Consider the following 23,606-nt stretch of genomic DNA (forward strand, 5'->3'; position numbering starts at 1 on the left):
TGCGCTGGAGGGGGCGTCTGCTTACGCGCAGAAGTGCTCCAAGGGATATTCCGCACCGGATGCGTAGTACGCGAATGGCATGTCCGCGAACCCGTCCAGGATTTGCAAATACGAGCAGCGCCGTTTGCGAAGGCTTCCCTTCGGCACATTGAACTTCGGACTGAAGACCAATCCCCTACGCTCGACCGCGGGTAGAGGTCGGACCGCGTGGTGATGGATAGCCGTCGCCAAAATATAGTCGGCGAGCAGCCTGCCGTTCTCTAGTTGCCTCCATGAGCCGCCGACATTTTCAGACTTCAGTTCGCAGAGGAGCACGAAGAGCCGCGAGTCATCCTTTGTGGTTTCCTGGCAAAACAATATATAATCGCACATGGCCGAAAGTCCGGCAATGTCGAGCCGGAACAATGGAAACAGTCGGTCTGGCGCATTAAGCGTGAGCGCGCACCCGGGACGCGGACAGATGCCGCCGGCGCATTGGTCGGGCTTCAGTACGAACGCTTGACCGCTTTTATGCAACGTGATGGCATCGCAGGTACTGTCGGGAGCCGTCTCCTCAAGACGGATTGGGCCGCGCTGCACGAGCCCCGGACGCAGGATCTGTCCAATAGCTTGAAGCAAGGTCGGCATGACAAATAGCCTCGTCAGTCAGAGAGCCGCGCGTAGAGGCGCTGCTCGTCGGCGTTGAGCTGACTCACGACATCGTCGATGGTCTTGATAGAAAATCCGGTCTCCTCGACGGGAACAGGGTAGGCATGCTGTTCGTTGAATAGATAGACACCGAGCCGCTTCGGATCCAGTGCGAACCTCGGGTCATAGCCGAGTGCCTGGGCTTCTCCTTCGGGCAGCTTGCTCAGCATGATGAGGTGATTGAGCTCGCGGAGCACGAAATCACTGTGGGTGCTTATCATCACCTTGAAACCAAGCCCGACGGCCTTGGCGAGAATGCGCGTGAGTTTGCGCTGGTTGTCGGGGTGAAGATTCAACTCCGGTTCGTCAACGATTATGAAGTCACCGCGTCGAGCGAGGTAGCGAAAGTAGAAGACCAGGCTGGAGAGCGACTTCACCACCGACGCGGTGAGGTGCATTTGCAGGCGACGGTCCGTCTCGCCTCGGAGCGAGAACAGCATTTCTCCGGCTTCGGAGACGGCGATCTCACCTCCAAGCACCGCGCTCTCGAGCTCGTCGGCGAGGGCTGCGAACGGCCCCTTCTCCTTGCTCAGATTGGCGAGATCGTTTGCGGTTTTTAAGCTGTCGCGAATCGGCCACGGGTATCTCCCGGCCTTACGCCTGACGAGCTCCAGAGGCGCACTGCTCTGGTCGTCGAGATCCGCGTCGACCAGCTCGTCGACCAGCTCCGTGCGTTTGAGGGCAAGCTCCTTAGCAAAGATGTTGACGGCGATCCGCTCTGCCGGGAAGATGGTACAGTGAGGAAACAGCACAGAATACACCAAACTTTGCAGGCCGGAGCTGAGATCGCCTTCAAGGCTTTTCCGATGTTCTGTCGCAAGAGTGGTGAGCGCGGATGTGGTTGCAGCCTGCAGCTCCGCGGGCGTGGGCGCACCTTCCTTCATCGCGTTAAAGAACGTCTTGAAGTGATCGTCGACGAGGATCGTCCAGCCTATGCGTGTCGAGCCGGGGCCATGCGTGCGAAGTGCAGAGATACCGAGGGTCGCAGCCAGTCCACTGATATGTGCGATCGGCCCGCTGCGTTTGAGCAGATCGACGTCTCGGAGCGACACGTTCACGGCCGAGAAGTAGGTGCTCTCTGCCGCAAAGCAGAGGTGTAACTTGGATTTGTACTCCGTGGCGATGCTCTCGAGCAGAGCGCCCTCCCCCTGCGCGAAGAGATCTCCAAGGTCTATTGCGTGTTCGGGAGACTCCAGGAGCTGCCGGACCCAGCGGTCCAAGACGACGTTCAGCGCCGGGCGGGAGCGATGGAGGCCATATACGCTCCACGCAATATACGTCTTGCCAGAGTTGTTCGGACCCGCCAGCACCACGAGGTCCTTCGACAAGTCGATCTCGGCATCGCGGATGGGTCCAAGGTTCTGAGCGCGGAAGAACATGGTGGGATCCAGGCGTGCGGCGTTCTCGGTTCAGGGAGCGTGACGGAGCTTACCCTACGGGCGAGGTTCCGGCCAGGCAGCGTTCTCGGTCCAGGAGGCGGGACGGAGCTTACCGCGGGGATGTCTGCCTCCGCAAGGTCGCGACCGGGCAGGCGTCGCCCGCTTCCGGCTCGCCGCTCCCCGCCTGCCCGGCCGAGCTCATCCCCGCAATACCAACGCGGTAGCGACGGGGAGCTGGCCCGTGACCGCCCTGAAACCGTCCCCTTGGGGGGTAACGGGCCCTCCCCCTTGGGACGGAGTGCAACCCCCTGCGTACTGCGATGTCTTGCCCGCACCGAGGACGAATCGCTGTGGCATGGAAGCAGCATCCTAACGGCCTCGGCGTGGTCGGCCACGTAGCACGGTCAAAGCGAACCGCGGCAACTGAATGCGTGAAATTGGTCCGAGTGAGTGATCTCGAGTCTTGGCTCACGGCCCGCCGGCCCAACGTCGCACTTAACCATGACACACGACACATCTACGCAGTTTCGCATGCAGGCCGCGAACCGTGACATCCTATCTCCATATTCCCGACGGTGGATCGCGGCCCGCCATGGCATATCTGGGCATCTCCGGAGATGGGCCGCCGCTGCGTAAACACGTATTCCCGTGGCCAGCTCTCGGCATCATCGACCGCGGCCCTCTCGGCGTCATTGGCCCCATGACCGCTGACCGCCGCCTCAGCGTGGAGCGCCTTGATCTCCGAGCCCACCCCGTCGTGCCGCCCCCACCCATCGTGGACAGGCATCGTACCTGACGGCTACCCCGCCTTGTCAAAGAGACCAACGCAGGAGCGTGCGGGCGTCCACGCCGGAGGAACACGTGGCGGGCCCTCGATGCCCCACCCCTCCTAGCCGAGGAAGTGGCCCCACGACGGCCCCGCCGATCCACATCCGGGCTGTTCAATCCCGCGGCTCGTCGACTCCCCCACCACGCGGATTCGCCCCTTGACATCCTCGGCTCGTTTTGGTTTTTTCCTTCCTCCTCGATGCGCGTTGGGAAGTTCAACCCGTCCGACGTCCACAAGACTCCCGGCTATCACCACGTCACGGTCGTCGAGGCTGGCCGGATGGCCTTCCTCGCCGGCCAGTGCCCGCTCGACCTCGACGGCAACCTGGTCGGCACGGGCGACCACCTGTTACCGCGCCCTTCCAATAGTGGACTTCCCGCCGATCTCGATCCCCGTTCGTGATGGATATCCGCCGATCGCCCCGTGCCCCTCCATCATGGAATCGGTTCGGACCCGAGAGCAGGAGCCGGGGTGGGCGCAGCGGTCCGCCGCCCGCCAGCGATCATCGGCAACACTTTCCGGTCACGCATCCGTGATTCTCACAAAACCTCGCATCCCCGACCTCCGCGCCTCAGTGGCTGAGCTTTCCTGCTTCACGCCCGAAATTACCACTGCACTTCGCACCACGTCCGCGCCGCCGCTGACCTAAGGCCGGCATCGACGGAGCGGAGCATCGGCGCGGAGCCGGCCACAAAATAGGCGACGAGGGGATGCGTGTTGTGGCGACCCGTCCTCCCCTCGTCGTGCTCCGATCACCTTGGAGGAGCGGAGCCCGTGCAGGATCGTTCAAGCCGATGTCGACATCAAGCGTTGGATGACGGTGCTCCCGACGGTTCAGCACGTGCGGCCGGCCCGCTGCCCCTGCTGCGACGCGGCCAGCCGTCCCGTCAACGGCCCGCTGGGGATGCGCGGTCACGGCCTGCGCGCGCGCCAGGTGTACGGCCCACACGATGCGGGCGACGCGCCCCAGCAGGTTACGGTGCAGGCTCGGCGCTACCGCTGCACCGCCTGCGGCGCGGTCGTGGTGGTCGTGCCCCGCGGGCTGCTGCCGCGGCGGCGCTACTCCGCGGCGGCGATCGGCTGGGTGCTGGCCCGCGTCGGACTCGAGGGCGCCACCACACCGGTCGTCCGCGCCGAGGTCTGCAGCGCCGTGGTCCTGGGCGTCGCGGCGGCCGAGCGGTGGCTGGCGCCGTCGCGATGGATCGACGCCAGTCGCCGTGGCCAGCTCTTCCCCCGGCTCGGACGTCACGGCGCCGACAGCACGCGCGCGCAGGTCGCCGAGCGCACGGCGATGCAGCTCGTGGCGCTGTCGGCTCGGGGCAGCGCCGGCACGCCTGCCCCTCACCTGGCGTTCCACGGCGCCGCGCTCGCAGCGTGATGGCCATTCGCAGGCAAACGCGAGGTCCGGCGACGCCACCCCGTAGGATCGGGCACGACGGCACGGATCCGGGGCACTGGGTTTCCACGGGGCGCCGAAACGCACCCGTGGAAAGGACCGTTCGTGGACCTCCTCAAACCCAGAGATCACGCGGAGGAAATCGCCCTCTTCCGCCACGGCATCATTGGCCAGCTCTGCGCTCGCGACCTCGAGCATGGCGATCTGGTCGAAGCGTTGCGCGCCCTCGCCAAGGAGCGCGTGCGCCCGCCCGGTAGCGCGTGCACGCGCTCCTTCGCGGTGCCGACCCTCGAGCGCTGGCTCTATGCCTACCGCCAGCGGGGGCTCGAAGGCCTCTGCCCTCGCGCCCGTCGGGATCGCGGTCGCGGCCGCGAGCTCGACCCCGTGTTGAGACAGCTGCTGTGCGACATCCGGCGGGAGCACCCCGGGGCCTCGGTGCCGCTCATCCTGCGCACGCTGCGCGAAGACGGACGCCTGAGCGCCACGGTCAGCGCCTCGACCGTGCGTCGCCTCTACCGTCAAGAGGGACTCGACAAGATCCCGCAGCGCGATGGCAAGGGGCCGACGACCCGGCTCAAGTGGCAGGCCGAGCGCCCTGACGCGCTCTGGCACGGCGACGTCTGTCACGGCCCGACGCTTCATCTCGACAGGCGAAGGATCCCCGTGCGGATCCACGCCCTGCTCGACGACGCATCGCGCTTCCTCGTCGCCATCTCGGTCGAGAGCGACGAGAAGGAAGATACCATGTTGCGGCTGCTCGTCCGTGCCGTCCGGCTCTACGGCGTGCCCGACGCGCTGTACCTGGACAACGGCGCAACCTATCGCGGTGACGCCTTGCGCCTCTTCTGCTCGCGCCTCGGGATCACGCTACTGCACGCGCGCCCCTACGACCCGCAGGCGCGCGGCAAGATGGAGAGATTCTGGCGCACGCTTCGGGAGGGGGTGCTCGACCACCTGGGCGCGATCACGTCGCTGGACGATATCTCCTCTCGTATCCAGGCCTTCATCGATGTCCACTACCACGCGTCCCCGCACGCCGGCCTGATGGGGCGCGCGCCGGGGCTTGTTTACGCGCCCGGGCAGCGCGAGATCGACGCGCTCTCCGAGACTCGCCTGCGCGACGCGCTCACGATCCGGCAGCGTCGGCGCGTGCACCGCGACACGACCGTCTCGGTCCGCGGGCAGCTCTTCGAGCTCGACCACGGCTACCTCGCCGGCCGCATCGTGACCGTCGCCTATTGCTTGCTCGACGAGCCAGTCGCCCCGGTCGTCGAGATCGAGGGGCAGCGGATCCCCCTTCGCCCCGTCGACCCGGTGCACAACGCGCACGTCAAACGGCCGCCACGTCGTTCCACGACGAGCGGCGCGTTGCCCACCGAGCAGCAGGTCGCCTTCGACCCAGGCGGCGTGCTGCGCGACAAGGCGGTGCGCGAGGCGGCCCGGGCGGCCGACGCGAAGGACCCCGATGGAGAGGAGGACCTCGATGCGATCTTCTGAGCTTAGCTTCTTCGGCCTTCGCACCGCGCCCTTCTCCAAAGAGCTCGAGGATGCCGAGCTGTGGTTGCCGACGTCGAAGCAGGTGCTCGTCGACGATCTCGAAGCCGCGCTCCTCGAGCGTGCCAGTGTGCTCCTCGTCGGGGAGCCCGGCGTCGGGAAGACGTGTGTGTTGAGGGCCTTACGGCATCGGCTACCCCAGGCAGGATTCCGTCTGACTTACTGCCACAATGCGACGCTCGGCCGCCGCGACTTCTACCGGTATCTATGCCATGCGCTCGGCCTGCAGCCGACATCTAGCGCCGCCAACCTGTTCCTCGCGGTCGAGCGGCATGTCCACGAGCTGCGAAGAGATCAGGTGCATCCGGTGTTTCTCCTCGATGAGGCCCATCTGTTGCACCCGGACATGATGGCGCATTTGCATATCCTCTTGAATCACGAGTGGGACAGCCGCGCCCTCCTGTCGATCATCCTTGTCGGCCTTCCGGAGCTCGAGGGCCGCATGGCCCTGCGGTCGCACCGCTCGCTGCTTACGCGCATCCATCACCGCTTCATGATCGAGCCGGCGACGGTGGAGGACACGGCGGAGTATGTCGCCTTCCGGCTGAAGGGCGCCGGCGCCGAGCACGAGCTCTTCTCGCGGGAGTCGCTCGCCGCTCTGCACGAGGTCGCGTCGGGCTCGCTGCGGGAGATCGACCGCATCGCCTCGGCGGCGATGCGGGAATCGGCGCGCCGGAAGCGGAAGCTGGTCGACCGTGACGCGGTAGCCCGCGTCGCGGAGGCACTCACGCTCTCCTCGGCGCTCGGCTGAACGGCAGCGCGCGGCCCGCGAGGCTCGTCGGCCTCGCGGGCCGTGTCGCGCCAGGCCCACGATGGCCATCGCCTCGCCGCGCCGACGGTGGCCGGCAGGATGCCCATCGCGCCGCCTGGCGCCGGGGGCAACGTCCACGATGGCCATCGGCGGAAAGAGACACTGCCGAGCAGCCGCGAGATGGCCATCGGCCAGGCGGGGCACGGCGCCATCAACGGGGCGGCTCGGTAACAACCACCTCGCGCAGGCCGACCAGGTGGCGGCGAACGCCCTGATCGTCCTGGCCGCCGCCGGGGCGCGGCCCGCCGATGTCGTGCGCTCGGTGATCTACGTGGTCAGCGACGACAACCAGGTGCTGGACGCGGTGTGGCGGCGGCTGAACGACTCGGCGCTCGGCCCGGCCTTCGGCTCGGCCAGCACCCTGCTCGGGGTCGCTTCGCTCGGCTTCACCGGTCAGCTGATCGAGCTGGACCTGACCGCCGCCCTCCCCGGTTGATCCAGCGGCGCCCGGCTCCACGATCGCAAGGTGCGCAGCCTGGCGGCGCACAGGATCCTGGTGGACGAGCGGTGGAGCTTTGCGGATTCCACGCCATCGTGTTCACCGAGATCACCGCATCGTGTCCGCCCGGATCGGCGCACCGCGATCACCGAGCTCAGCATCGTGGTCTACGGGTTCCTCGCGCACCGGACCCCGACGTAACCGCTGCGGTCCGCCGGATCGTGGTCGCTGCGGAACGCAGAGCGCAGGTACGACGCGCTGCTGCCGAAGCCCCCGCCCCGGAACACGCGGTTCGAGCCGGCGGTCAGGTTGGCGCAATCGTCGCATGGCGGATCGGCGCCATAGTCGACGTACCTGTCCAGGATCCACTCCCACAGGCCGCCGGCCAGGTCCGCCTGTCCCCACCTCCCATCTCCCTTCGTCGACCTGGATCCGACGTACTGCACATCATCGAACGCACACAGCTCGCTCGCGGTCCCGTCCCCCGCGCAGTCGTACGCCGCGTAGCTCCCGTCGATCGTCGTATCTCCGGCAGGGTTCGACCACGGGTACGCCCGCTGCTCATCTCCACCCGCTGCCGCATAGTTCCACTCCGCCTCCGTGGGCAGCCGCCCACCATCCCAGGCGCAAAGCGCGAACGCGACGTACCAGCTCAGGCAGTTCATCGGCAGGTGCTCGTGCTCGCCAGCCTCTTCCGTCCATGTCTGGTAGGTCGCGTCGCACCGCACAGCTTCCTTCAGCGCTGCCGCGCTCGGAGGCATCTCCATGTTCCAGCTCGGATCCCAGCCGCTCGCCTGGATGCGCGGGTGCGCTCCCGCTCCCCGTTCGGGGAAGCTCCCGGGATACGCCTCCACGAACGCACGGAATCGCCCCACCGTCACCTCGAACCGATCCAGCAGGAAAGCGCTCACCATCGCTGGATACTTCTCGTCATCGCTCCGCCTGAACCTTCCGCCGGGCAACGCCGTCACCGCGCAGCAGCTCTCGTCGCCCGCCGGCCCGCACGTCGGCACGAGCCCGGCGCAGCTCGGAGGCGTCGTGCACGCACCGCCGCTGCACACCGGCGCCCTCGCGGGGCACGGCGCCTCGTCCTTCCACTCGCCACGGTCATCACAACGCTGTGGTCTGTTGTCCGAGCACCGCTGTTCGTCCGTCACGCACACGCCAGCGGGGTGACCACCAGCGCCTCCTCCGCCCGCGCCGCCACCCCCGAGCGCTGGCTCGCCGCTGCCCCCCACAGGAGCGCCGGCCCCCTGCCCGCCGTCGCCACCCGCGCCCCCGAAGTCGCGAGTCCTGGGCGAGCAGCCCGCGAGCACCGCGAGGAGGCCGATGTGCAGAGCAGCCGTCCCCAGGACGCGGGCGCAGAGAGAGGAGCGGACCGAGGAGGAGAGAGCGCGCGACATGCGCTGCATGGTAAAGCAGGCGCAGCTCACCAGCTAAATAAGACACGGGCCGCGGCCGCGCTGGATGTAATAGCGCGTCACCAGGGCGCCCATGCTGAAGCCGACCACGTCCACCGCGCCGCCGGGCGCCCCGGCGAGCGCGGCCTCCACGGCGGCGTCGAGCTGGCCGGCGAGCCGCTCGATGGACGCACGGCCGTCATTGGGGACCAGGTCGAAGGCTCGGGCGCGGTCGACGCCGCGGGCCGCAAGCCCGGCGCGCAGGCAATCGATGCGCGCCGCGGAATCCCAGATGCCGTGCACCAGCAGGATGGGCGGCTTGCTCATGGGGCCGGAACGTACGGCGCCGGCGGGCGCCATCAAGGCTGATCCCCGCAGGAGCACGAAGGAGGCGGCGCCCGCTGGATGCCGCTCCGACGCTCGTGGAAGCATCCCCGCCCGAGCCACGCGCGCCAGCGCCGCCTGGTCGCGGTGGCGCCTCACCCACCGAAAGGATCTGTCCAATGCCTCTGCGCAGCGCCTCGATCCAACATCTCGCGGTCGTGCTCGCGGTCTCGGTAGTCGCCGCCTGCGGTGGTGACGACAGGGAGGGCGCCGGCCCGGCGGACACCCCGAACGACGACCCCGCGCCCTCCGACTACACCGCGCTCCCGAGCCGGTGACCGCGTTCGCGGCGCGCGTGCTCGACGACCACCTGTACGTCCGCGGCGGCCACATCGGCGAAACGCACGACACCTACTCTACAGGACACTTTTCACCAGGCCCATCAGCGAGCCGTTGTGGAGCAGCACCCCGCTGTTGCGCGTGCTCCAGAATTCGGCCCGACGAAAACGTGCGTTCTCGTGGCGCGCAGGACCAGCAGCAGTGTAGGTGCACTATTCCCATGCAGCTACAGCAGACTCTGCTGTAGCGCAGCAGATGTTGGAGGTGCCATGAGATCGATTCATTTCCTGGGTTTCTTCGTGCTCGGCACGATCGCGGCGACAGCTGCGGGCTGCGGCGGAGATGACGACGGCGTCGGCGGACAGGGGGGCGCAGGAGGAGCCGGAGGGGCCACGAGCTCATCGACGTCCAGCTCGACGAGCAGCAGCGTCACCACGTCCACCTCCTCCGGGGGCGACGAGACGGATCAGAACGACAGCACCGAGACGGCCGAGTCGATCGAGATCGACGGCGATCAGGTCGATGCGACGCTCGAGCCAGTCGACGCAGATCAGGACTTCTACAGGTTCACAGGGACCAAAGGACAGGCCCTGTACATCCTCACCGACGCGAAGCCGGAAAAAGACGAGACCGATCCGACCTATCCCGATCTCGTCGTCTCGCTGCTCGACGCGCAAGGCAAGCAGATCGCCCGGAACGACGACCCGCCTCAGGGCGGCAACGACAGCCGGCTGATCACCGTCCTGCCCGCAGACGGCGACTACTACCTCCTCGTCGAGGAGTGCACGTCCGCGCTGGGCCAGGGCAGCTGCTCGCCCGCCGAGAACATCGAGAACTTCGACTATGCGCTGAGGATCTCTCTGCTCGATCCGGCCGCTGCCGACGATGACAGCCTGATCGAGGACAAGGAGCCGAACGACGAGGCCGCTCAGGCCCTGCCGCTCCACTACGAGGCCCTCGATGACGACACGGGATACTACACGACGTTCCTGATCGGCGGCTTCGAGAGCGCGACGGACGTCGACGTCTACTCGTTCACCCTGCCGGAGGCCCCCGCCGCCGAGCAAGGGCTCAGGGCGACGCTCGTCACCTCGGCCCCGTCCGGCGCCGAGGGCAGCGGCTCGACGGTGGACGTCAGTGACATCACCGTCTTCGATGCGGCGGATCTGACCATCCCCTACGCCAAGGTCGACCCGTCGAAGGGCGGCAGCATCGAGGTCCCGGTCAAGGTAGGCGAAGCGGCCGAGTACCTGGTCTTCGTCAAGCGCTCGCAAGGCGACGTGGGGGCGAACGACTTCTATATCCTCCTCCACAACCGGGTGGCGATCGACGGCCTCGAGGCCCAGGATCTGACCAACAATCTGGCCACGACGCCGGAGGGCGATCTGTTTTCGTTCGATCTCCGCGGGGGCGGCATCGCCTACTCGGTGGACGGCCAGCTCGCTGATGGGATCACCCCGGATACCGATTACTACGCGATCCCGGTTCCCGAGAACGCGGACGAGACCTGGAAGGTGTCCGCCTTCTGCGGAGCGCAGCGCCACGGTTCCGGCCTGCGCGAGTTCACGGTCACGCTGCTCAACGGCGACGGCACGGAGCTGGGCGAGGGCTACACGGCCACCGAGAACGAGACGACCGACCTGACCATCGCGGGGGTCGACCTCCCGGCGAGCCCCGCGGAGAACAGGCTGCTCGTCAAGGTGTCGGCCGGCACGCCCGCCGAGGACGTGACGAGCCGCAGCTACGACTGCACCTTCGGCTACCTGCCGGCCGACTGAAGCGCCGAGGCGCGCGGCGCCGCGCCCCGCTCGGGGACGGCGCCGCTGCCCCCCGGCCCGTCCCGCCGCTCGCTGTGGCATCGCCCATTGGCGACGGATGGCCCGCGAGAGATCTTCCCTGTCTTCCCGGCGGAGCCCTTTCGCCCTCTCGATCCCACCACGGAACAACCTACCTCCGCGCTAGCGCGGTCACTTGCGACCAGGGAGCCGTCGCTCGCCTCCCCGGGCGCACCCGGAACGGGAACCTGCTCCAGGTCGCACACGCAACTCTGTGAGAGCCGGATCTGGACGGAAGAAAGAGAGCCTGATCTGGACGGAAGAAATCATGCGACGCGCGGAGGAGGTTTGGTAGCATCACCCGTGCAATGCCCCGTGACAGGAGTTCATCGATAAAGGGCCTGGGCACTACAGCGTCGATGCAAATTTACATGCCGTCCTCCCGGCAAGCGAGCTCGGGGGCCGGCATCGTGCTGCTGTATGCGCCCGACTACGAGCAGTTTCGCCCGGCGTACCCTGTGTCCGAGTCGGGGTCCGTCCTCGGCCGCGATCCGAGCGCGGACATCTACGTACCGATGCGCACCGCGTCGCGCCACCACGCTCGCATCGAGCGGCGCGGGGGCGTCTGGCACCTCTCCGATCTCGGCGGTCGCAACGGCACGATCCACAACGGTGAGCTCGTCACGGAGGCGGTCCTCGCGCACCTCGACGAGATCCGGATCGGCAGCGCCATCTTCAAGTTCGTCGAGAGCGACGTCGAGGGCTACGCGCACTACCGCATCGACGGCGCCTATTTCGAGGATCCGGACTCGTCGCGGGAGGTCCGGGCGCACCCCTCGACGAGCCGGATCGTCGGCGGGTACCAGAGCCAGCTCCTCGCCGGGCGCCTCCGCGAGATCGCGCGCAGCGAGCTGTCGGTGCTGATCCTCGGCGAGAGCGGGACGGGAAAGGAGATCTTCGCCGAGCAGCTCCACGACTGGAGCGGCAGGCGCGGGCCGCTCCAGGCCGTCAACTGCGCGGCCATCCCCGCCGCGCTCGTCGAGGGGGAGCTCTTCGGACACCGGCGCGGCGCGTTCTCGGGCGCCGAGCGCGACCGGATGGGCATCATCCGCGCGGCCCACCAGGGCACGCTCCTCCTCGACGAGATCGGGGATATGCCGCTGGAGGCCCAGGCGAAGCTCCTCCGGGTGATCCAGTCGAAGGAGATCGTGCCGCTCGGCGCGGCGCAGCCCGAGCCGATCGACGTGCGGATCGTCGCCGCCACCCACCGCGATCTCGACGCGCTCCAGCAGAAGGGCGCCTTCCGCGCCGATGTGTTCGCTCGCCTGAACGAATACAGCATCACGCTACCCCCCCTGCGCGAGCGCAAGGAAGACATCTTCTCCCTCTGCGTCGCGCTCGCGAGGCGCCACGGTCGGCACGAGGTGCGCCCCAGCATGGCGTTCATGGCGAGCCTGCTCCACCACGACTTTCCCTACAACGTGCGAGAGCTCGAGGCGCTCATCAAGCGCTGGGCCGCCACGGCGCGCGGCCCCGAGCTCGATCTAGTGGATCTCAGCGACGAGATCCGGAGCCGGATGAGGACGTACGGAGCCCGGAGCTCGGCGTCTCTGCCCCCGCCCGCGGACGCTGCCCGCACCACGCTGATCCCGGAGGACAAGGCGGCGCTGTCGGCCGACGAGGGAGCGTACCCGCCGAAGGGGGCGCTGCCGCCGCGGACCTCCCCGGACGAGAAGGTGCTGCGGGAGCTCCTGGTGCAGCAGCGCGGAAATGTCGCCGCGGTGGCGCGCGAGCTCGGGAGGGATCGCGTGCAGGTGCACCGGTGGATCAGGCGGTACAACATGAACATCGACGAGTTCCGCTGACCGCGCCTCCCGGGGAGGCCCGCCTCGCGGCCGCCTCGTGGTCGGCTACTGGAAGCGCTCAGGCATGAGCGGATTGCTCGCGTCCGCGGGGGCCCGCGCCGCGTCCGGCGCCGCGGTCGCCGTCGCTGCGGGCCGAGGTGTCCCCGCCTGGCTCCCGGCATCCCGGCGCGATACCTGCTCCCGCTTGACCACGATGACGCCCGTGTCGGTCACGACGACCTCCGTCTCGGTCTCGACGTCGCCCTTCAGGACACGCACCGTGTGGACCTTCCCCGGGGCCCCGGGCAGCTCCACCGTGCCGTCCTTCAGGGTCGCAGGCACCCCGTCGATCTCGACCGAGGCCTCCTCGCGGGCGTTCGCCACCCTGAGCCGGCGCGCGACGGTGGAGGACTCAGGCGCCGGCGAGGGCGCCGGGGCCTGGACGGAGGGCGCCTCCAGCGCGCCGCGGATCGCGCGCTGCACGCCGGTGGACGCCGCGCCGGGCGCGTCGGCTGACCGGGACATCGCGGCCCAGCCGAGGCCCGCGGCGAGCAGCGCGAGGACCGAGAGCGGCAACGTCTTTCGGCTCCGGGGCGGCGGCGGCGCGGGCTCGCTCGGCGGTCGCTCATCGACGCGGTAATCCTGGCTGAGCGTCGTCTCGTGCGCGAGCGCCATCGTGCTGCTCGTGGGAACGTCCTTCCACCGCTCCGCGCCGCCCGCGCCGATGCCCGCGCCGACGCCCGCGCCGACGACTGACCGCCTGGCCGCGCGCGACCTCACCCGGGGCTCGAACAGCGGGGCGACGGTGAGGCGCTCGGACGGCTCCAGGGGGACGAGCATGCTCTCGTCCAGCGAGAGAGGCTCCGCGCCGAGCAGCGGCACGAGCGCCTCGAGCATCGCCGAGGCGCTCGGATACCTGTCGGCCGGCTGGTACTGGAGCGCGCCGTCGACGGCGGCGGCGACCTCGGGCGAGACCCACGGCGCGAACGTCTGGACCGGCGCGGGCAGGTCGGCGACCAGGGCGGTGATGAGATCGCCCACCGTCTCGACGTCCTCGGTCGGAGTACGCCCGGCCAGCGCGCGGTAGAGCACGACCCCGAGCGACCAGAGGTCGGTCCGATGATCGACGTCCTTGATGCCGCGCGCCTGCTCGGGGGACATGTAGCGCGGCGTCCCGAGCAAGTGCCCAGACCGCGTGAGGCCCGTCGTATCTCGGCGAGGATCGTGGACTGGCCGGATCTTGGCGACGCCGAAGTCGAGCAGCTTGACGACGATCCCGCCGCCCTCCTCGCGGCGCGCGAGGAACAGGTTGGCCGGCTTGATGTCCCGGTGCAGGACCCCGGCTGCGTGCGCCTTCTGCAAGCCGACGCACGCCTGGGCTACGATCCGGAGCGCGAGCCTGGGAGGCAGCGGGCCGAGGCGGTCGAGGAGCTCCGCGAGATCCTCGCCGCGGAGGAGCTCCATCACCAGGAACGGCGAGCCCGTCTCGCGGTCCACGCCGGCGTCGAGCACGCGGACGATGTGCTCGGTCTGGACGGCGCTCGCGGCCTTCGCCTCGCGCTCGAACCGGCCCAGAGCAGACCGGCCATGGGCGAGCTCCGGGCCGATGACCTTCACGGCGACGCGGCGCTGCAGCGCGACATCGACGGCCTCGTACACGGCTCCCATGCCGCCCTTGCCCAGCAATCGGCCGAGGGTGTACCTGCCGTTCAACGTCGTGCCGTCCACGAGCGGCAATTTACCCCACGGCAGGTGTCGTCCTCGGCCGATTTCCTGCTCGCGGCGCGCGCGAGGCCGGATCTGCCCGATCACCGATCGCGGCTGGCGTTGAGCCACCGCAGCTTGTCGGGGTTGGCCATCGCCCGGATGGCGCGCACCACGCCGCCGTCGCTCTCGAGCGTGATGACGACGCGGATCGCTGCGTCCTTGCGGTCGCGCAGGGCGAGCAGGTCGACCAGCCCGCGCAGGTCGCCCGAGCCCACGCAGCGGGCGAAGCGCGCGACCAGCTCGCGGTGGGCCTCGGGGGTGGGCGGAGACCGCGGCCGCTGCCGCTCGAGGTGCTCGCGGGCGCGAGACCCGAGCTGGCGGCAAGCGGCGGGCGTGCGCTCGACGACCCGCGCGATCTCGGCGTAGTCGTAGTCGAACAGCTCGTGCAGGACGAAGACCGCGCGCTCGAGCGGCGAGAGCTGCTCCAGCACCACCAGGAACGCGACCGACACCGACTGCCAGCGGGCCAGGGGTGACGAGGCGTCGAGCGCGTCGGCCTCGCTCCAGGTCGGCTCGGGCAGCCAGCTGCCGACGTAGGTCTCGCGCCGGTGGCGCGCCGAGCCCAGCAGGTTGAGGCACAGCCGCGTGACGATGGTGCCGAGCAGGGCCTTCGGCGACTCGACCTCGGCCTCGGGCACGGCCAGGTAGCGGATGTAGGCGTCCTGCACCACGTCCTCGGCGTCGGCCGCGCTGCCGAGCATGCGGTAGGCGATCGCGAACACGATGCCGACGACGATCCCGCCGCCGCCTTCGTCGGCTCGTGGGCCTACGCCCCGCCCGATCCGGTCACCCGCACCAACGTCGCCACCGTCGCCTGCGCCGACGCCGAGGGCAACCCGCTACCGCCGAGCTACGAGCCCCAGCTCGGCAGCATCGCCGTCGAGCGCACCGGGCCGCACACCGCCGCCGCCACCGACGGCGACGGCTGCACCTGGACCTTCGCTGTCCACGGCAACACGGCGTTGCTCGACCCGCCGACGCAGCGCTGCGGCCCGCTGACGCTCGACCACTGGGCCCTGGCCGGCGACGGCGCCCACGCCTTCGAGGTCCGCAGCGGCGAGCGCGCCGGCTGCCGCGTCCTCCTGACCGTCGGCGAGCGCGCCCGCCAGTAGGAGCTCATCCGGCGCGTTCTTCCGCTGGCTCAGGGCGCCTTGTACTCCGGGGCGACATCCATGACCCACGTGACGCCGAAGCGGTCCTTGAGCATCCCGTAGAGGGGCGTCCATCCCGACGGCGCCAGCGGCTGCGCGACGGTCGCGCCATCGGAGAGCTTCTCCCAGAGCGCGGCGATCTCATTGGTCGAATCGCCGCGGACCGAGACGAAGAACGCATTCTTGCCTTGGTCCCACGGCATCCGGGAAGGCACGTCGTAAGCCATCACCTGGAAGCCGTTCCTGGCGGTGACCTGGCCCCACATCACCTGCCCCGCCTCCGACGGCTCCTGGACATTGTGCGCGTCCTTGTAGGTGACGATGGTGATGTCGCCGCCGAACACGGACTGATAGAACTCCAGCGCTGCGCGAGCATCGCCACGGAAGTTGAGGTGGTTGGCAACGCTTAAGGTCATGACTCTCTCCAGGTTCAGGTTTTCGAGCGTTTCCGCGCGCTCGCGGCCCTTCGGGGCGACGGGGATGCGTCGGCCCGTGAGGTGGCGCGAACAGGTCTGTGATCTCTCGGATCGGGTGGTGCCCCCGGGGGCTGACCCCTGAGGGCCGGCACGATGACGCCGTCGACCAGCGACACGATGAAGGCCAGGTCGATCGGCTTGCGCTGGACCAGCGTGCGGTAGGCGGCCATCGACGGGATGACCCGGGACAGCGTGCCGATGTCGGCGGACGCCGAGATCTCGCCGCGCTCGACCGCTCGCCGCGTCAGCGCGAGGTGCGCTTCGGCCCATGGCTCGACCACCGCGGCGTTCGCTGCCTCGGCGAGCGCCTGGTCTTGCGCGAGCAACGAGGCGAGCCCCGTCATGATCTTGAGCTTGCGCTCGCCTTCCTCGATCGACTGCGGCTTGAACAGGCCCAGCAGGTCTCCGCGGAGCGTGCCCGTGTCGGGCAGATGCTCGAGATCGACCTGATTGCGCTTCATGTGCGCGACGGCGTCGATGACCATCTCGGTCTTCGACGTCCAGCGGCGGTAGATCGTCGCCTTCCCGGCGCCGGCTCGCGCGGCCACGATGTCCATCGTCAGGCCCGCGGCGCCCACCTCGACGAGGACCTCGAGCGTGGCGTCGAGGATCTTTGCGTCGCGAGAGTGGTCTCGCTTGCGCCCTGGCTGTGCGGCCTCGGCGTCGACGGCCTCGTCATCGTCATCGTTCTGGGTCATGCAGTCATCCCCGCGTGAGGATATTGATACCGGTGAGTTCCGAAACTGTCAAGTTCCGAAACTGTACGGTCTCGTTTTTTCGCGCGGCCCGCCGGCCTGACGCCTGGACGCTGAGCACCGGGACGCCGGAGGGGTCGGCGGACCTCGGCGTGACGCGCGTGTCATGCGGCGGCGCGCGGGCGCGCTCGGCGCAAGATGCCCGGAGGCCGGTGTTTTACGTCCGCACCGATGGCCTGCCCGTTGCTACGCCTGCGCGTCGATCCACGGCGCTTCCGCCGGAGAGAGGATGGTCCCCATGATTCGATCCAATTCTCGCCTCGTTCGACCCGGACCCTTCGCGCGCAAAGCCGTCGCGCTCGTGACCGGGCTGGCCACGATCGCCGCCGCGTACGGTTGCATGCCCCTGGAATGCACGGAGGTAGGCTGCGACGACAGCTTCTCCATCATCACCACGACGGCGGACAAGAGCTGGGCAGCGGGAGAGTACGCGCTGGAGCTCTCGGTGGACGGTGAACAGGTGTCGTGCTCGTATACCTGGACGAACATGCCGCAGGCCGGTGGAGGCGGCATGTTCGTCCCGTGCAGCCCGACGGTCACTGTTTCGATCGAGACATTCATGCGATGCACGGAGACGTCGGACGGCGACTCCGTCTCGCAGTCATGCACCCCGATCCCCGGGCAGCTCGCGCAGGGGATCAAGATCCAGGGCACGCCCGCGCGCGTGGACGTCGTGGTGCGGCGGGACGGCGCCGTCGTCGGGGAGCGGAGCTTCACCCCCGAGTACCAGACCTCGTATCCGAACGGCGAAGCGTGCGGGCCTGCGTGCCGAGGGGACGCGCGGGACTGGGAGCTCCCGTAGCCGCCTCATCCAGGTCGGCCGCGCGACGCCGAGGCGCTGGGGTTCACGAGCACCTGGTACTGGCGTCCCGTGGACAGCACGCTCGGATCGACGCCCTCCTCGAGCGGTACGCGCGTCTGGGTGAGCTGGTGGCCGGGTAAGCAACACGCGAGGGTGAAGGCAGCGTCCCAGCGCAGCCGATCGAGCACCCTGTCCACGTGCACGTGGGCGTGGACGAACGTCACGAACACCGGCATCGGGGGCAGCGCGTTGAGCTGATCCGCGACGTCGTCGATGCTGGCCTTGTGCCACGCCAGGCGGCGAATCCCGAAGCGATCGCGCCACGCCTCCACCAGGGCCACGTTGAGCAGCGGATCGACGCTGATGTTGTCCGCCTCGCTCTTCAGCGAGAAGAGGGCTCCGGTCCTCGCGTGGGCCCCGTCCCCGACGTGAATGACGCGACATGGGCGGCCCTTCGTCAAGAGGGGCCGGAGATGGCAGAGGGCAGAGTAGCTCTCGGTCATCTCCTTGGCGGGCCTGGTCGCCTTCGCGAACAAGGGCCACAGCGCTTCGAAGGAGCCCCTTCGCATCAGCCGGTCCAGGTAGTCGCTGTTCGGGGGTTGCGCGTCGGTGCCGGCCATGGAGGCTGCTTCTAGCAGAGCTGCCGCGCGGCGCCCGGCGATCCGATCGCGCTCACGAGCGCCCCCGCTCCGAGGAGCCCGACGCCGGCCCGAGAGGGCCTCGACTGGCCGCCCCGCACCGGGGGACAGCACCGCAGGGGAAATCAAGGCATCGGGATGACGAAGGTGGTGACGGAAAAGGCCGGCACCGTGACCGTCATGCGATAGTCCTCGATCGCCGTGTCGGGGAGCCGCTCGAGGTCCTCCGTGCGCGAGGTGCGGTGCGCTTCCGCCGCGCGACCGACCGTCGGGAGCCGCGTGAGATCGAACGTGTAGCCGCGGCTCGCGTCGCGATCGCCGTTGCGGACCACGAGCGTGAGAGAGCCCCCGTCGGCGCTGACCGCGGCCACCATGTCCTCGCTGTCGACCTCGACGAAGGTCGCGCCGGGCCGGATGTAACGGCTGAAGCCAGCATGCATGTAGAAGCGTTTGATGGGAGTGTAGGACTGCTCGCCGTCGTTCAGCGTGAAGCTCGCCCAGCTGCGCGACGGATCGCCCGACTGCCAGTCCACCCAGGCCTCCGCCCTCAGCTCACGCAGGTCCCGGATGATGCGCTCCGCCATGAACAGCGCCGCGTCCGTGTCGTCGCTCAGGCTCTGCCCGAGCGGGCCCGACTCCGATTGCCACAGCCGCTTTCCGAGCTCGGTCGCCAGCCGCCGGAGCTCCTCGCGCTGGGTGCCCGCGTAGGAGTGGACGTTGATCTGCTGGAAAGCAGCGAGCGTCTCCGAGCTGAATGCGCCGATGTTCCGGACCGCATCATCCATGCTGTTTTCGTCCGATGCGCTGACCACCGTGTCGCTGAGGCCCTTGCTCGCGAGCTGCTTGGCCACCTCCTGGATGATCTTCTCCTGGCTCGCCCGGTCGAAGTGGCAGCCTTCCTGGGAGCCGTTCGACTTCCACCAGTTCGCGTGAGGCTCGTTCAGCGGCTCCAGCGTGCGAAAGGTGATCGCGTGCTCGTCCCTGTAGTGGCGCACGACCTCCGTGAGGTAGTGGGCGAAGTCGTCGTAGCGGTCGGCTTTGAGGTTGTCTCCGCCGTTCCCGCTGCCCGAGGCGCAGCCGCTGCTCGTCATCCAGTACGGGGGAGAGTTGGAGAACGCCTCGAAGATCAGATCCGCCCCGCGCGCCGCGATGCGCAGGAGGACGGCGCGCTGGTTGGCGTCGTTCTCCCACGTGAAGGTCCCGTCGGCGCCCTGGAACCCCGGCATCTCGCGGTGCTTCTCCATGTGCTCGTGGGACGGGTTCTCCCCTCCACCGATGTTGTAGCGGAAGATGTTGTAGCCGAGGCCGCTCACCGGATCGACGACCGCCTCGACCACGGCATTGCGCTTCGCTTCCGCCCATCCGCCCACGTGATGGGCCCACCAGCACAGGCTCGTGCCCCAGCCCTCGAACGATTGGTGGAGCACGCTGGTGTCGATCCTGACGAGCTCCGTGCCCGGAGCGGCGGTCACCGTGGGGCGTGGCTCGCTCGGTGAGCCCCCGCTCCCCCCCGAGCCCCCGCTCCCACCCGGCGCGCCGGCGCTCGACGATCCGCCCCCCGTGCCCGCGGTCGCGCTGACTCCGCTTCCCCCCTGGCCGCCGCTCCCCGCCGCCGCGGCGTCCACGGAAGGGCCCGGAGCGCTCGGAGAGCACGACACGGCCGCGGTGAGCGCGGCGAGCGACGCGACGAGAGCGCGATACTTCAGGGAGGAGCGTGCGGCTTCGAGGCGTGTCGTCTTGCGCATGGCGACGCGATGCTACTTCAGGGAGGCGCGCGCGGGGTCCCTCGCGAGCGGCCGGGCTCGAGCGCGTCCGCGATGAGCCGCTCCTGGGCGTTCGCGCGCCCCGGGAGTGGTCCTCGCCGACACGAACGTGGGTATCGCCCCGCCACGCGGGTAGCTGAGCGAGGCGCCATGGGCGGAAGCCGAGACGCCGGGCGAAGCCGGGGCGCCGGGCGCGAGCGGCCCTTGCGAACAGCCCATCTCGACGCGTCGGGGCCGCACGTCTAGGCTGGCGAGATGGGTTTTGTCGTCAGTCTCCTCATCGTGTACGGGGTCGCCGGGGTGGCGCTGGGCGCCGCGGTCGCGATCGCGATCGCGCGCTGGCTCCACCACCAGCGGCGCTCGCAGGTCGCTGCTTACGCGCGGGGCCCTGCGGCCTCGCCGGACGCGATGCGCGAGGGGTTCGCCCTGCTCCGCGGCGAGGTGGGCGCCGAGGACGCCGCGCCGGATGAGGCGGTGATCTCGGTCGAGATCTCGTGCCGCAGCCAGGCCTCCGGCGCCGCGCCGGGCGCGTGGCAGACCCGGGCGCGCGCGTTCTCGCTCCGGCTCCCCTCGGGCGCCGCGGTGCGCGTCGAGCCGGCGAGCGGCAGGCTGACCCTCGACACGACCTTCGTCCCGGCGAGCCGCGGCGGCGCGCCCGTCTACGTGTCCGAGGTCCTCCCGGGCGACGCGATCTACATCGCGGGCGCCGTGCGCCGCGAGATCGACCCGAGCGCCGCCGGCAAGGGGTACCGCGACGCCGCGCAGGCGTGGGTGCTCCGGGCGCCGGCGCACGGCAACCTCTGCGTCTCCTCCGACACGGTGATCGCCCACCACGCCCGGCGCGCGCGCTTCCACCGCGGCTGGGCGCTCGCGCTCGGCGCTGCGCTCGCGGCGCTGCACCTCGGGCTGTTTCTCCCGTTCCATGCGAGCGTCCTGGGCGGTCTCGGCGCGACCCGCGGCATCGACGTCGGCCCGGCGGCGCTCGTCCTCTTCTTCGTCGGCGCCGCGGCGCTCGCCTATCGTACCCTGGCCGAGCAGACCTCACCCTGGACCGAGCTCCGCGTCGAGCGCCCTCGGACGGCGTGAGCACCGACACGGGAGGAACCATGAGCACAGAGGGGGGCAACGACCCGATCGCGGCAGAGAACGCGCGCCTGCGGGCCCGCGTGGACGAGCTGGAGCGCCGGCTCGGCGACGGCGCGCCGCCGCCGGGCGCGCGGGGCTCCGCGGGCGAAGCTCGCCTCTCGTACGAGGCGCTCTTCGAGGCGCTGCCGGTGCCCATCTTCGTCTACCGCACCGACGGGCTGCTGGCGGCCATCAACGAGGCCAGCGTCGCGTGGTTCAAGACCGAGCGGGCGCGCGTGGTGGGCGCGTTCAACCTCCTCAAGGACCCCGAGTCCGTGGCGCGGGGGTTCGCGGCGCCCTTCCTGCGCGCGGTCGCCGGCGAGGTCGTCACGCTCCCGGCGACCCCCTACGTGATCGACGAGCAGCAGGGCCGCCGGTGCTGGCTCGAGGTGACCTACCTGCCGCTCCGGGACGAGTCCGGGGTCCGCCACGTCGTGGCGCTGACCCGCGACGTCACCTCGCACCAGGAGGCCGAGGCGAGGCAGCGCCAGAGCGCCACGCTCCTGGAGACCATCATCGACAACGCGCCCCTGCTCATCCACGCGCGGGACACCGAGGGCCGCTACACCGTCGTGAACCGCCAGCTCGAGGCGGCGCTCGGCAGACCCCGGAGCGCGATCCTGGGGCGGACCTCGCACGATTTCGTGTCCAGGGAGCTGGCCGAGCGGTTCGCGGCGCAGGACCGCGAGGCCCTCGGGTCCAGCGCGCCGCTCGTGCTCGAGGACCGGGTGGAGATGCCCGACGGCGCGCACGTGTACATGACCACCAAGTTCGCGCTCCACGACGACGAGGGCAAGGCCACGGGCGTCTGCGGGATGTCGGCGGACATCACCGAGCGCGTGCGGGCCGAGGAGCAGAACCTGCGGCTGCACGAGCAGATGTTCCGCGTCCGCGAGGAGACGCTCCGGTCCATCTCCACGCCGCTCCTGCCGATCGCCGCCGGCGTGCTGGTCATGCCGCTCGTCGGCACCATGACCCGCGAGCGGGCCGATCAGGTCATCGAGGTGCTCCTCCACGGGATCTCGGACCAGCAGGCCAGGATCGCCCTCCTCGACGTCACCGGGATGCCCGAGGCGGGGGAGGAGGTGACCGACGCGCTGGTCCGCGCGGCCCGGAGCGTGCGGCTCCTCGGCGCCGAGGTCGTGATCACCGGGATCCGGCCGAGCGTGGCGCAGGCGCTCGTGGGCCTCGAGGCGGATCTCGGGGGCATCGTCACGAAGGGGACGCTGGAGCGGGGGGTCGCCTACGCGCTCTCCCGCCGGACCCAGCAGCGCGGCGCGGCGCCGTAGCCCGCAGCCCGGGCGCGCCGGTCAGGGCCACGCCCGCCGGTCAGGGCCACGCCCGCCGGTCAGGGCCACGCCCGCCGGTCAGGGCCACGCCCGCCGGTCAGGGCCACGCCCGCCGGTCAGGGCCGACCGCGCCGGCGCGCGCGGAGCCATGCGGCCGCGCCGATCGCGACCGCGGCGAGCGGCGCGCTCGGCCCCGGGCCGCCGGCGGCGGGCGGCGCCGCGCTGCAGCCGATCTGCTGGTCCTCCGCGCACTCCTCGGAGAACCCATGGGGAGGGATGGGGTTGCAGGCCGAGGCCGAGAGATCCCGCGGCGGGTACATCTGGCAGATGCCCGCGATGTCGTCCGCGTGCAGCGTCCGGAAGTTCGTCGGATCCAACCTGTCGTACCTGTAGTGCATGGTCGCCTCTGGCCCGGCCATCGTGTGGTCGAGCCCCAGGAAATGCCCGGCCTCGTGCGTGACGATGGCGAGGAGATCCTCCCTCGGCGTGGCGGAGTCGTCCCCGACGCTCATGGCGTAAAGATCGGTGTTGATCTCCATGTCTGCCCCCCAGAGATCACCGGTCTTCTTGTCGAACTGCACCGTGGTGAGCGCGAGCATCTCGGAGCTGTGCCCGCCGGCCGCGAGCCAGTCCATGTCGCGGAAGACGACCACGTTGGCGTTGCCCGGCACGAGCCCGTCGACGACCCTCGTCTTGCCGTCCCGCGCGTTCAGCTCCACGGCGCCGCAGCTCACCGGCCCGAGGTTCTGCACGCGGATGCCAGGGGTCCCCGCGCCGCAGGGCGCCTGCTGCCACGCGCCGAACGCGGCGTCGAGCAGGTCGGACATCTCCTGGTACGACACCTGGCTCGACGCGTCCTGCTGGAGGGCGAAGCCGATGCAGTCGCCCGTCCAGCGGAGCGGCTTGCACAACCCGACCGGCTGGTCGTCCTGCAGGCACAGCGATGTATCCTTGCAGGTGTTCGAGCGGCAGTAGGCCAAAGCCTGCTGCGCGCTCGCCAGCACGGCGAGCGCGAGCGCCGCGCCGGAGCACCTCGCACCCATCGTCGACATCGACTCCTCCA

22 protein-coding genes and 1 pseudogene are annotated in these 23,606 nt (G+C 69.6%); 11 read left to right on the forward strand and 12 right to left on the reverse strand.

From position 1 onward, the window contains the following. Positions 1 to 21: 21 nt before the first annotated feature. Positions 22 to 627 (reverse strand): hypothetical protein, encoded by a 606-nt coding sequence (locus WME85_RS40310; protein WP_437828962.1) that lies wholly within the window; start codon positions 625 to 627, stop codon positions 22 to 24. A gap of 14 nt (positions 628 to 641) precedes the next feature. Then, a complete protein-coding gene (locus tag WME85_RS40315) occupies positions 642 to 2,066 on the reverse strand; it encodes an AAA family ATPase (protein ID WP_437828965.1) in 1,425 nt (474 codons plus the stop codon). Between the two features lie 1,027 nt (positions 2,067 to 3,093). On the opposite strand from WME85_RS40315, the pseudogene WME85_RS40320 reads away from it, so the two are divergent. From WME85_RS40320 to WME85_RS40340, 5 genes and pseudogenes are all read left to right on the forward strand, one after another. Continuing rightward, positions 3,094 to 3,237, forward strand: a pseudogene (locus WME85_RS40320) (RidA family protein); the annotation flags it as partial. Between the two features lie 472 nt (positions 3,238 to 3,709). Next, complete coding sequence (locus WME85_RS40325) at positions 3,710 to 4,273, forward strand: DUF6431 domain-containing protein (protein ID WP_437828168.1); 564 nt, start codon at positions 3,710 to 3,712, stop codon at positions 4,271 to 4,273. A gap of 123 nt (positions 4,274 to 4,396) precedes the next feature. Further along, entirely contained in the window at positions 4,397 to 5,788 is a 1,392-nt protein-coding gene (locus WME85_RS40330) for a DDE-type integrase/transposase/recombinase (protein ID WP_437828968.1), read from the forward strand. Beyond that, positions 5,775 to 6,596, forward strand: coding sequence for an ExeA family protein (locus WME85_RS40335; RefSeq protein WP_437828173.1), 822 nt, complete (start codon positions 5,775 to 5,777; stop codon positions 6,594 to 6,596). The genes WME85_RS40330 and WME85_RS40335 overlap by 14 nt, the downstream gene beginning before the upstream one ends. A gap of 139 nt (positions 6,597 to 6,735) precedes the next feature. Further along, on the forward strand, positions 6,736 to 7,092 hold the full coding sequence (locus tag WME85_RS40340) for a RidA family protein (RefSeq protein WP_437828971.1): 357 nt from the start codon (positions 6,736 to 6,738) through the stop codon (positions 7,090 to 7,092). Positions 7,093 to 7,262: 170 nt separating this feature from the next. On the opposite strand, the gene WME85_RS40345 is transcribed toward WME85_RS40340, so the two are convergent. Both WME85_RS40345 and WME85_RS40350 read right to left on the reverse strand, forming a co-directional pair. Beyond that, positions 7,263 to 8,498, reverse strand: a complete 1,236-nt coding sequence (locus tag WME85_RS40345; protein WP_437828974.1) for a formylglycine-generating enzyme family protein — start codon at positions 8,496 to 8,498, stop codon at positions 7,263 to 7,265. Between the two features lie 33 nt (positions 8,499 to 8,531). Next, entirely contained in the window at positions 8,532 to 8,822 is a 291-nt protein-coding gene (locus WME85_RS40350) for an esterase/lipase family protein (protein WP_437828976.1), read from the reverse strand. A gap of 176 nt (positions 8,823 to 8,998) precedes the next feature. On the opposite strand from WME85_RS40350, the gene WME85_RS40355 reads away from it, so the two are divergent. The 3 genes from WME85_RS40355 to WME85_RS40365 all read left to right on the forward strand — a co-directional run bounded on the left by WME85_RS40355 (position 8,999) and on the right by WME85_RS40365 (position 12,798). Next, positions 8,999 to 9,157 (forward strand): hypothetical protein, encoded by a 159-nt coding sequence (locus WME85_RS40355; protein WP_437828979.1) that lies wholly within the window; start codon positions 8,999 to 9,001, stop codon positions 9,155 to 9,157. A 270-nt stretch (positions 9,158 to 9,427) separates the two neighbouring features. Beyond that, positions 9,428 to 10,936 (forward strand): PPC domain-containing protein, encoded by a 1,509-nt coding sequence (locus WME85_RS40360; protein ID WP_437828982.1) that lies wholly within the window; start codon positions 9,428 to 9,430, stop codon positions 10,934 to 10,936. Positions 10,937 to 11,364: 428 nt separating this feature from the next. Beyond that, a complete protein-coding gene (locus WME85_RS40365; RefSeq protein ID WP_437828984.1) occupies positions 11,365 to 12,798 on the forward strand; it encodes a sigma 54-interacting transcriptional regulator in 1,434 nt (477 codons plus the stop codon). Positions 12,799 to 12,843: 45 nt separating this feature from the next. Here WME85_RS40365 and WME85_RS40370 read toward each other — a convergent pair whose 3' ends face one another. From WME85_RS40370 to WME85_RS40390, 5 genes are all read right to left on the reverse strand, one after another. Beyond that, positions 12,844 to 14,613, reverse strand: a complete 1,770-nt coding sequence (locus tag WME85_RS40370; RefSeq protein WP_437828987.1) for a serine/threonine-protein kinase — start codon at positions 14,611 to 14,613, stop codon at positions 12,844 to 12,846. Beyond that, entirely contained in the window at positions 14,586 to 15,266 is a 681-nt protein-coding gene (locus WME85_RS40375; protein ID WP_437828990.1) for a sigma-70 family RNA polymerase sigma factor, read from the reverse strand. The genes WME85_RS40370 and WME85_RS40375 overlap by 28 nt, the downstream gene beginning before the upstream one ends. Positions 15,267 to 15,394: 128 nt before the next feature. Further along, positions 15,395 to 15,664, reverse strand: a complete 270-nt coding sequence (locus WME85_RS40380; protein ID WP_437828992.1) for a hypothetical protein — start codon at positions 15,662 to 15,664, stop codon at positions 15,395 to 15,397. Between the two features lie 21 nt (positions 15,665 to 15,685). Beyond that, a complete protein-coding gene (locus tag WME85_RS40385) occupies positions 15,686 to 16,111 on the reverse strand; it encodes a VOC family protein (protein ID WP_437828995.1) in 426 nt (141 codons plus the stop codon). 14 nt (positions 16,112 to 16,125) lie between these two features. After that, entirely contained in the window at positions 16,126 to 16,869 is a 744-nt protein-coding gene (locus tag WME85_RS40390) for a TetR/AcrR family transcriptional regulator (protein ID WP_437828998.1), read from the reverse strand. Positions 16,870 to 17,164: 295 nt separating this feature from the next. On the opposite strand from WME85_RS40390, the gene WME85_RS40395 reads away from it, so the two are divergent. After that, positions 17,165 to 17,728 carry a hypothetical protein gene (locus WME85_RS40395; RefSeq protein ID WP_437829001.1) on the forward strand — a complete coding sequence of 188 codons (564 nt, stop codon included), beginning with the start codon at positions 17,165 to 17,167 and terminating at the stop codon, positions 17,726 to 17,728. 5 nt (positions 17,729 to 17,733) lie between these two features. On the opposite strand, the gene WME85_RS40400 is transcribed toward WME85_RS40395, so the two are convergent. Together WME85_RS40400 and WME85_RS40405 are read right to left on the reverse strand one after the other, a co-directional pair. Further along, complete coding sequence (locus tag WME85_RS40400; protein WP_437829004.1) at positions 17,734 to 18,348, reverse strand: hypothetical protein; 615 nt, start codon at positions 18,346 to 18,348, stop codon at positions 17,734 to 17,736. Between the two features lie 143 nt (positions 18,349 to 18,491). Beyond that, a complete protein-coding gene (locus tag WME85_RS40405; RefSeq protein WP_437829006.1) occupies positions 18,492 to 20,111 on the reverse strand; it encodes a glycoside hydrolase family 30 protein in 1,620 nt (539 codons plus the stop codon). A gap of 273 nt (positions 20,112 to 20,384) precedes the next feature. On the opposite strand from WME85_RS40405, the gene WME85_RS40410 reads away from it, so the two are divergent. Together WME85_RS40410 and WME85_RS40415 are read left to right on the forward strand one after the other, a co-directional pair. Further along, positions 20,385 to 21,215 (forward strand): hypothetical protein, encoded by an 831-nt coding sequence (locus tag WME85_RS40410; protein ID WP_437829009.1) that lies wholly within the window; start codon positions 20,385 to 20,387, stop codon positions 21,213 to 21,215. 20 nt (positions 21,216 to 21,235) lie between these two features. Next, positions 21,236 to 22,543, forward strand: a complete 1,308-nt coding sequence (locus WME85_RS40415; protein ID WP_437829011.1) for a PAS domain-containing protein — start codon at positions 21,236 to 21,238, stop codon at positions 22,541 to 22,543. A 116-nt stretch (positions 22,544 to 22,659) separates the two neighbouring features. On the opposite strand, the gene WME85_RS40420 is transcribed toward WME85_RS40415, so the two are convergent. Beyond that, positions 22,660 to 23,595: a matrixin family metalloprotease gene (locus WME85_RS40420; RefSeq protein ID WP_437829014.1), complete on the reverse strand. Its 936-nt coding sequence runs from the start codon at positions 23,593 to 23,595 to the stop codon at positions 22,660 to 22,662. Positions 23,596 to 23,606: the final 11 nt, after the last annotated feature.

This window comes from Sorangium sp. So ce1153 (genome assembly GCF_051521595.1).
Lineage (GTDB): Bacteria > Myxococcota_A > Polyangia > Polyangiales > Polyangiaceae > Sorangium.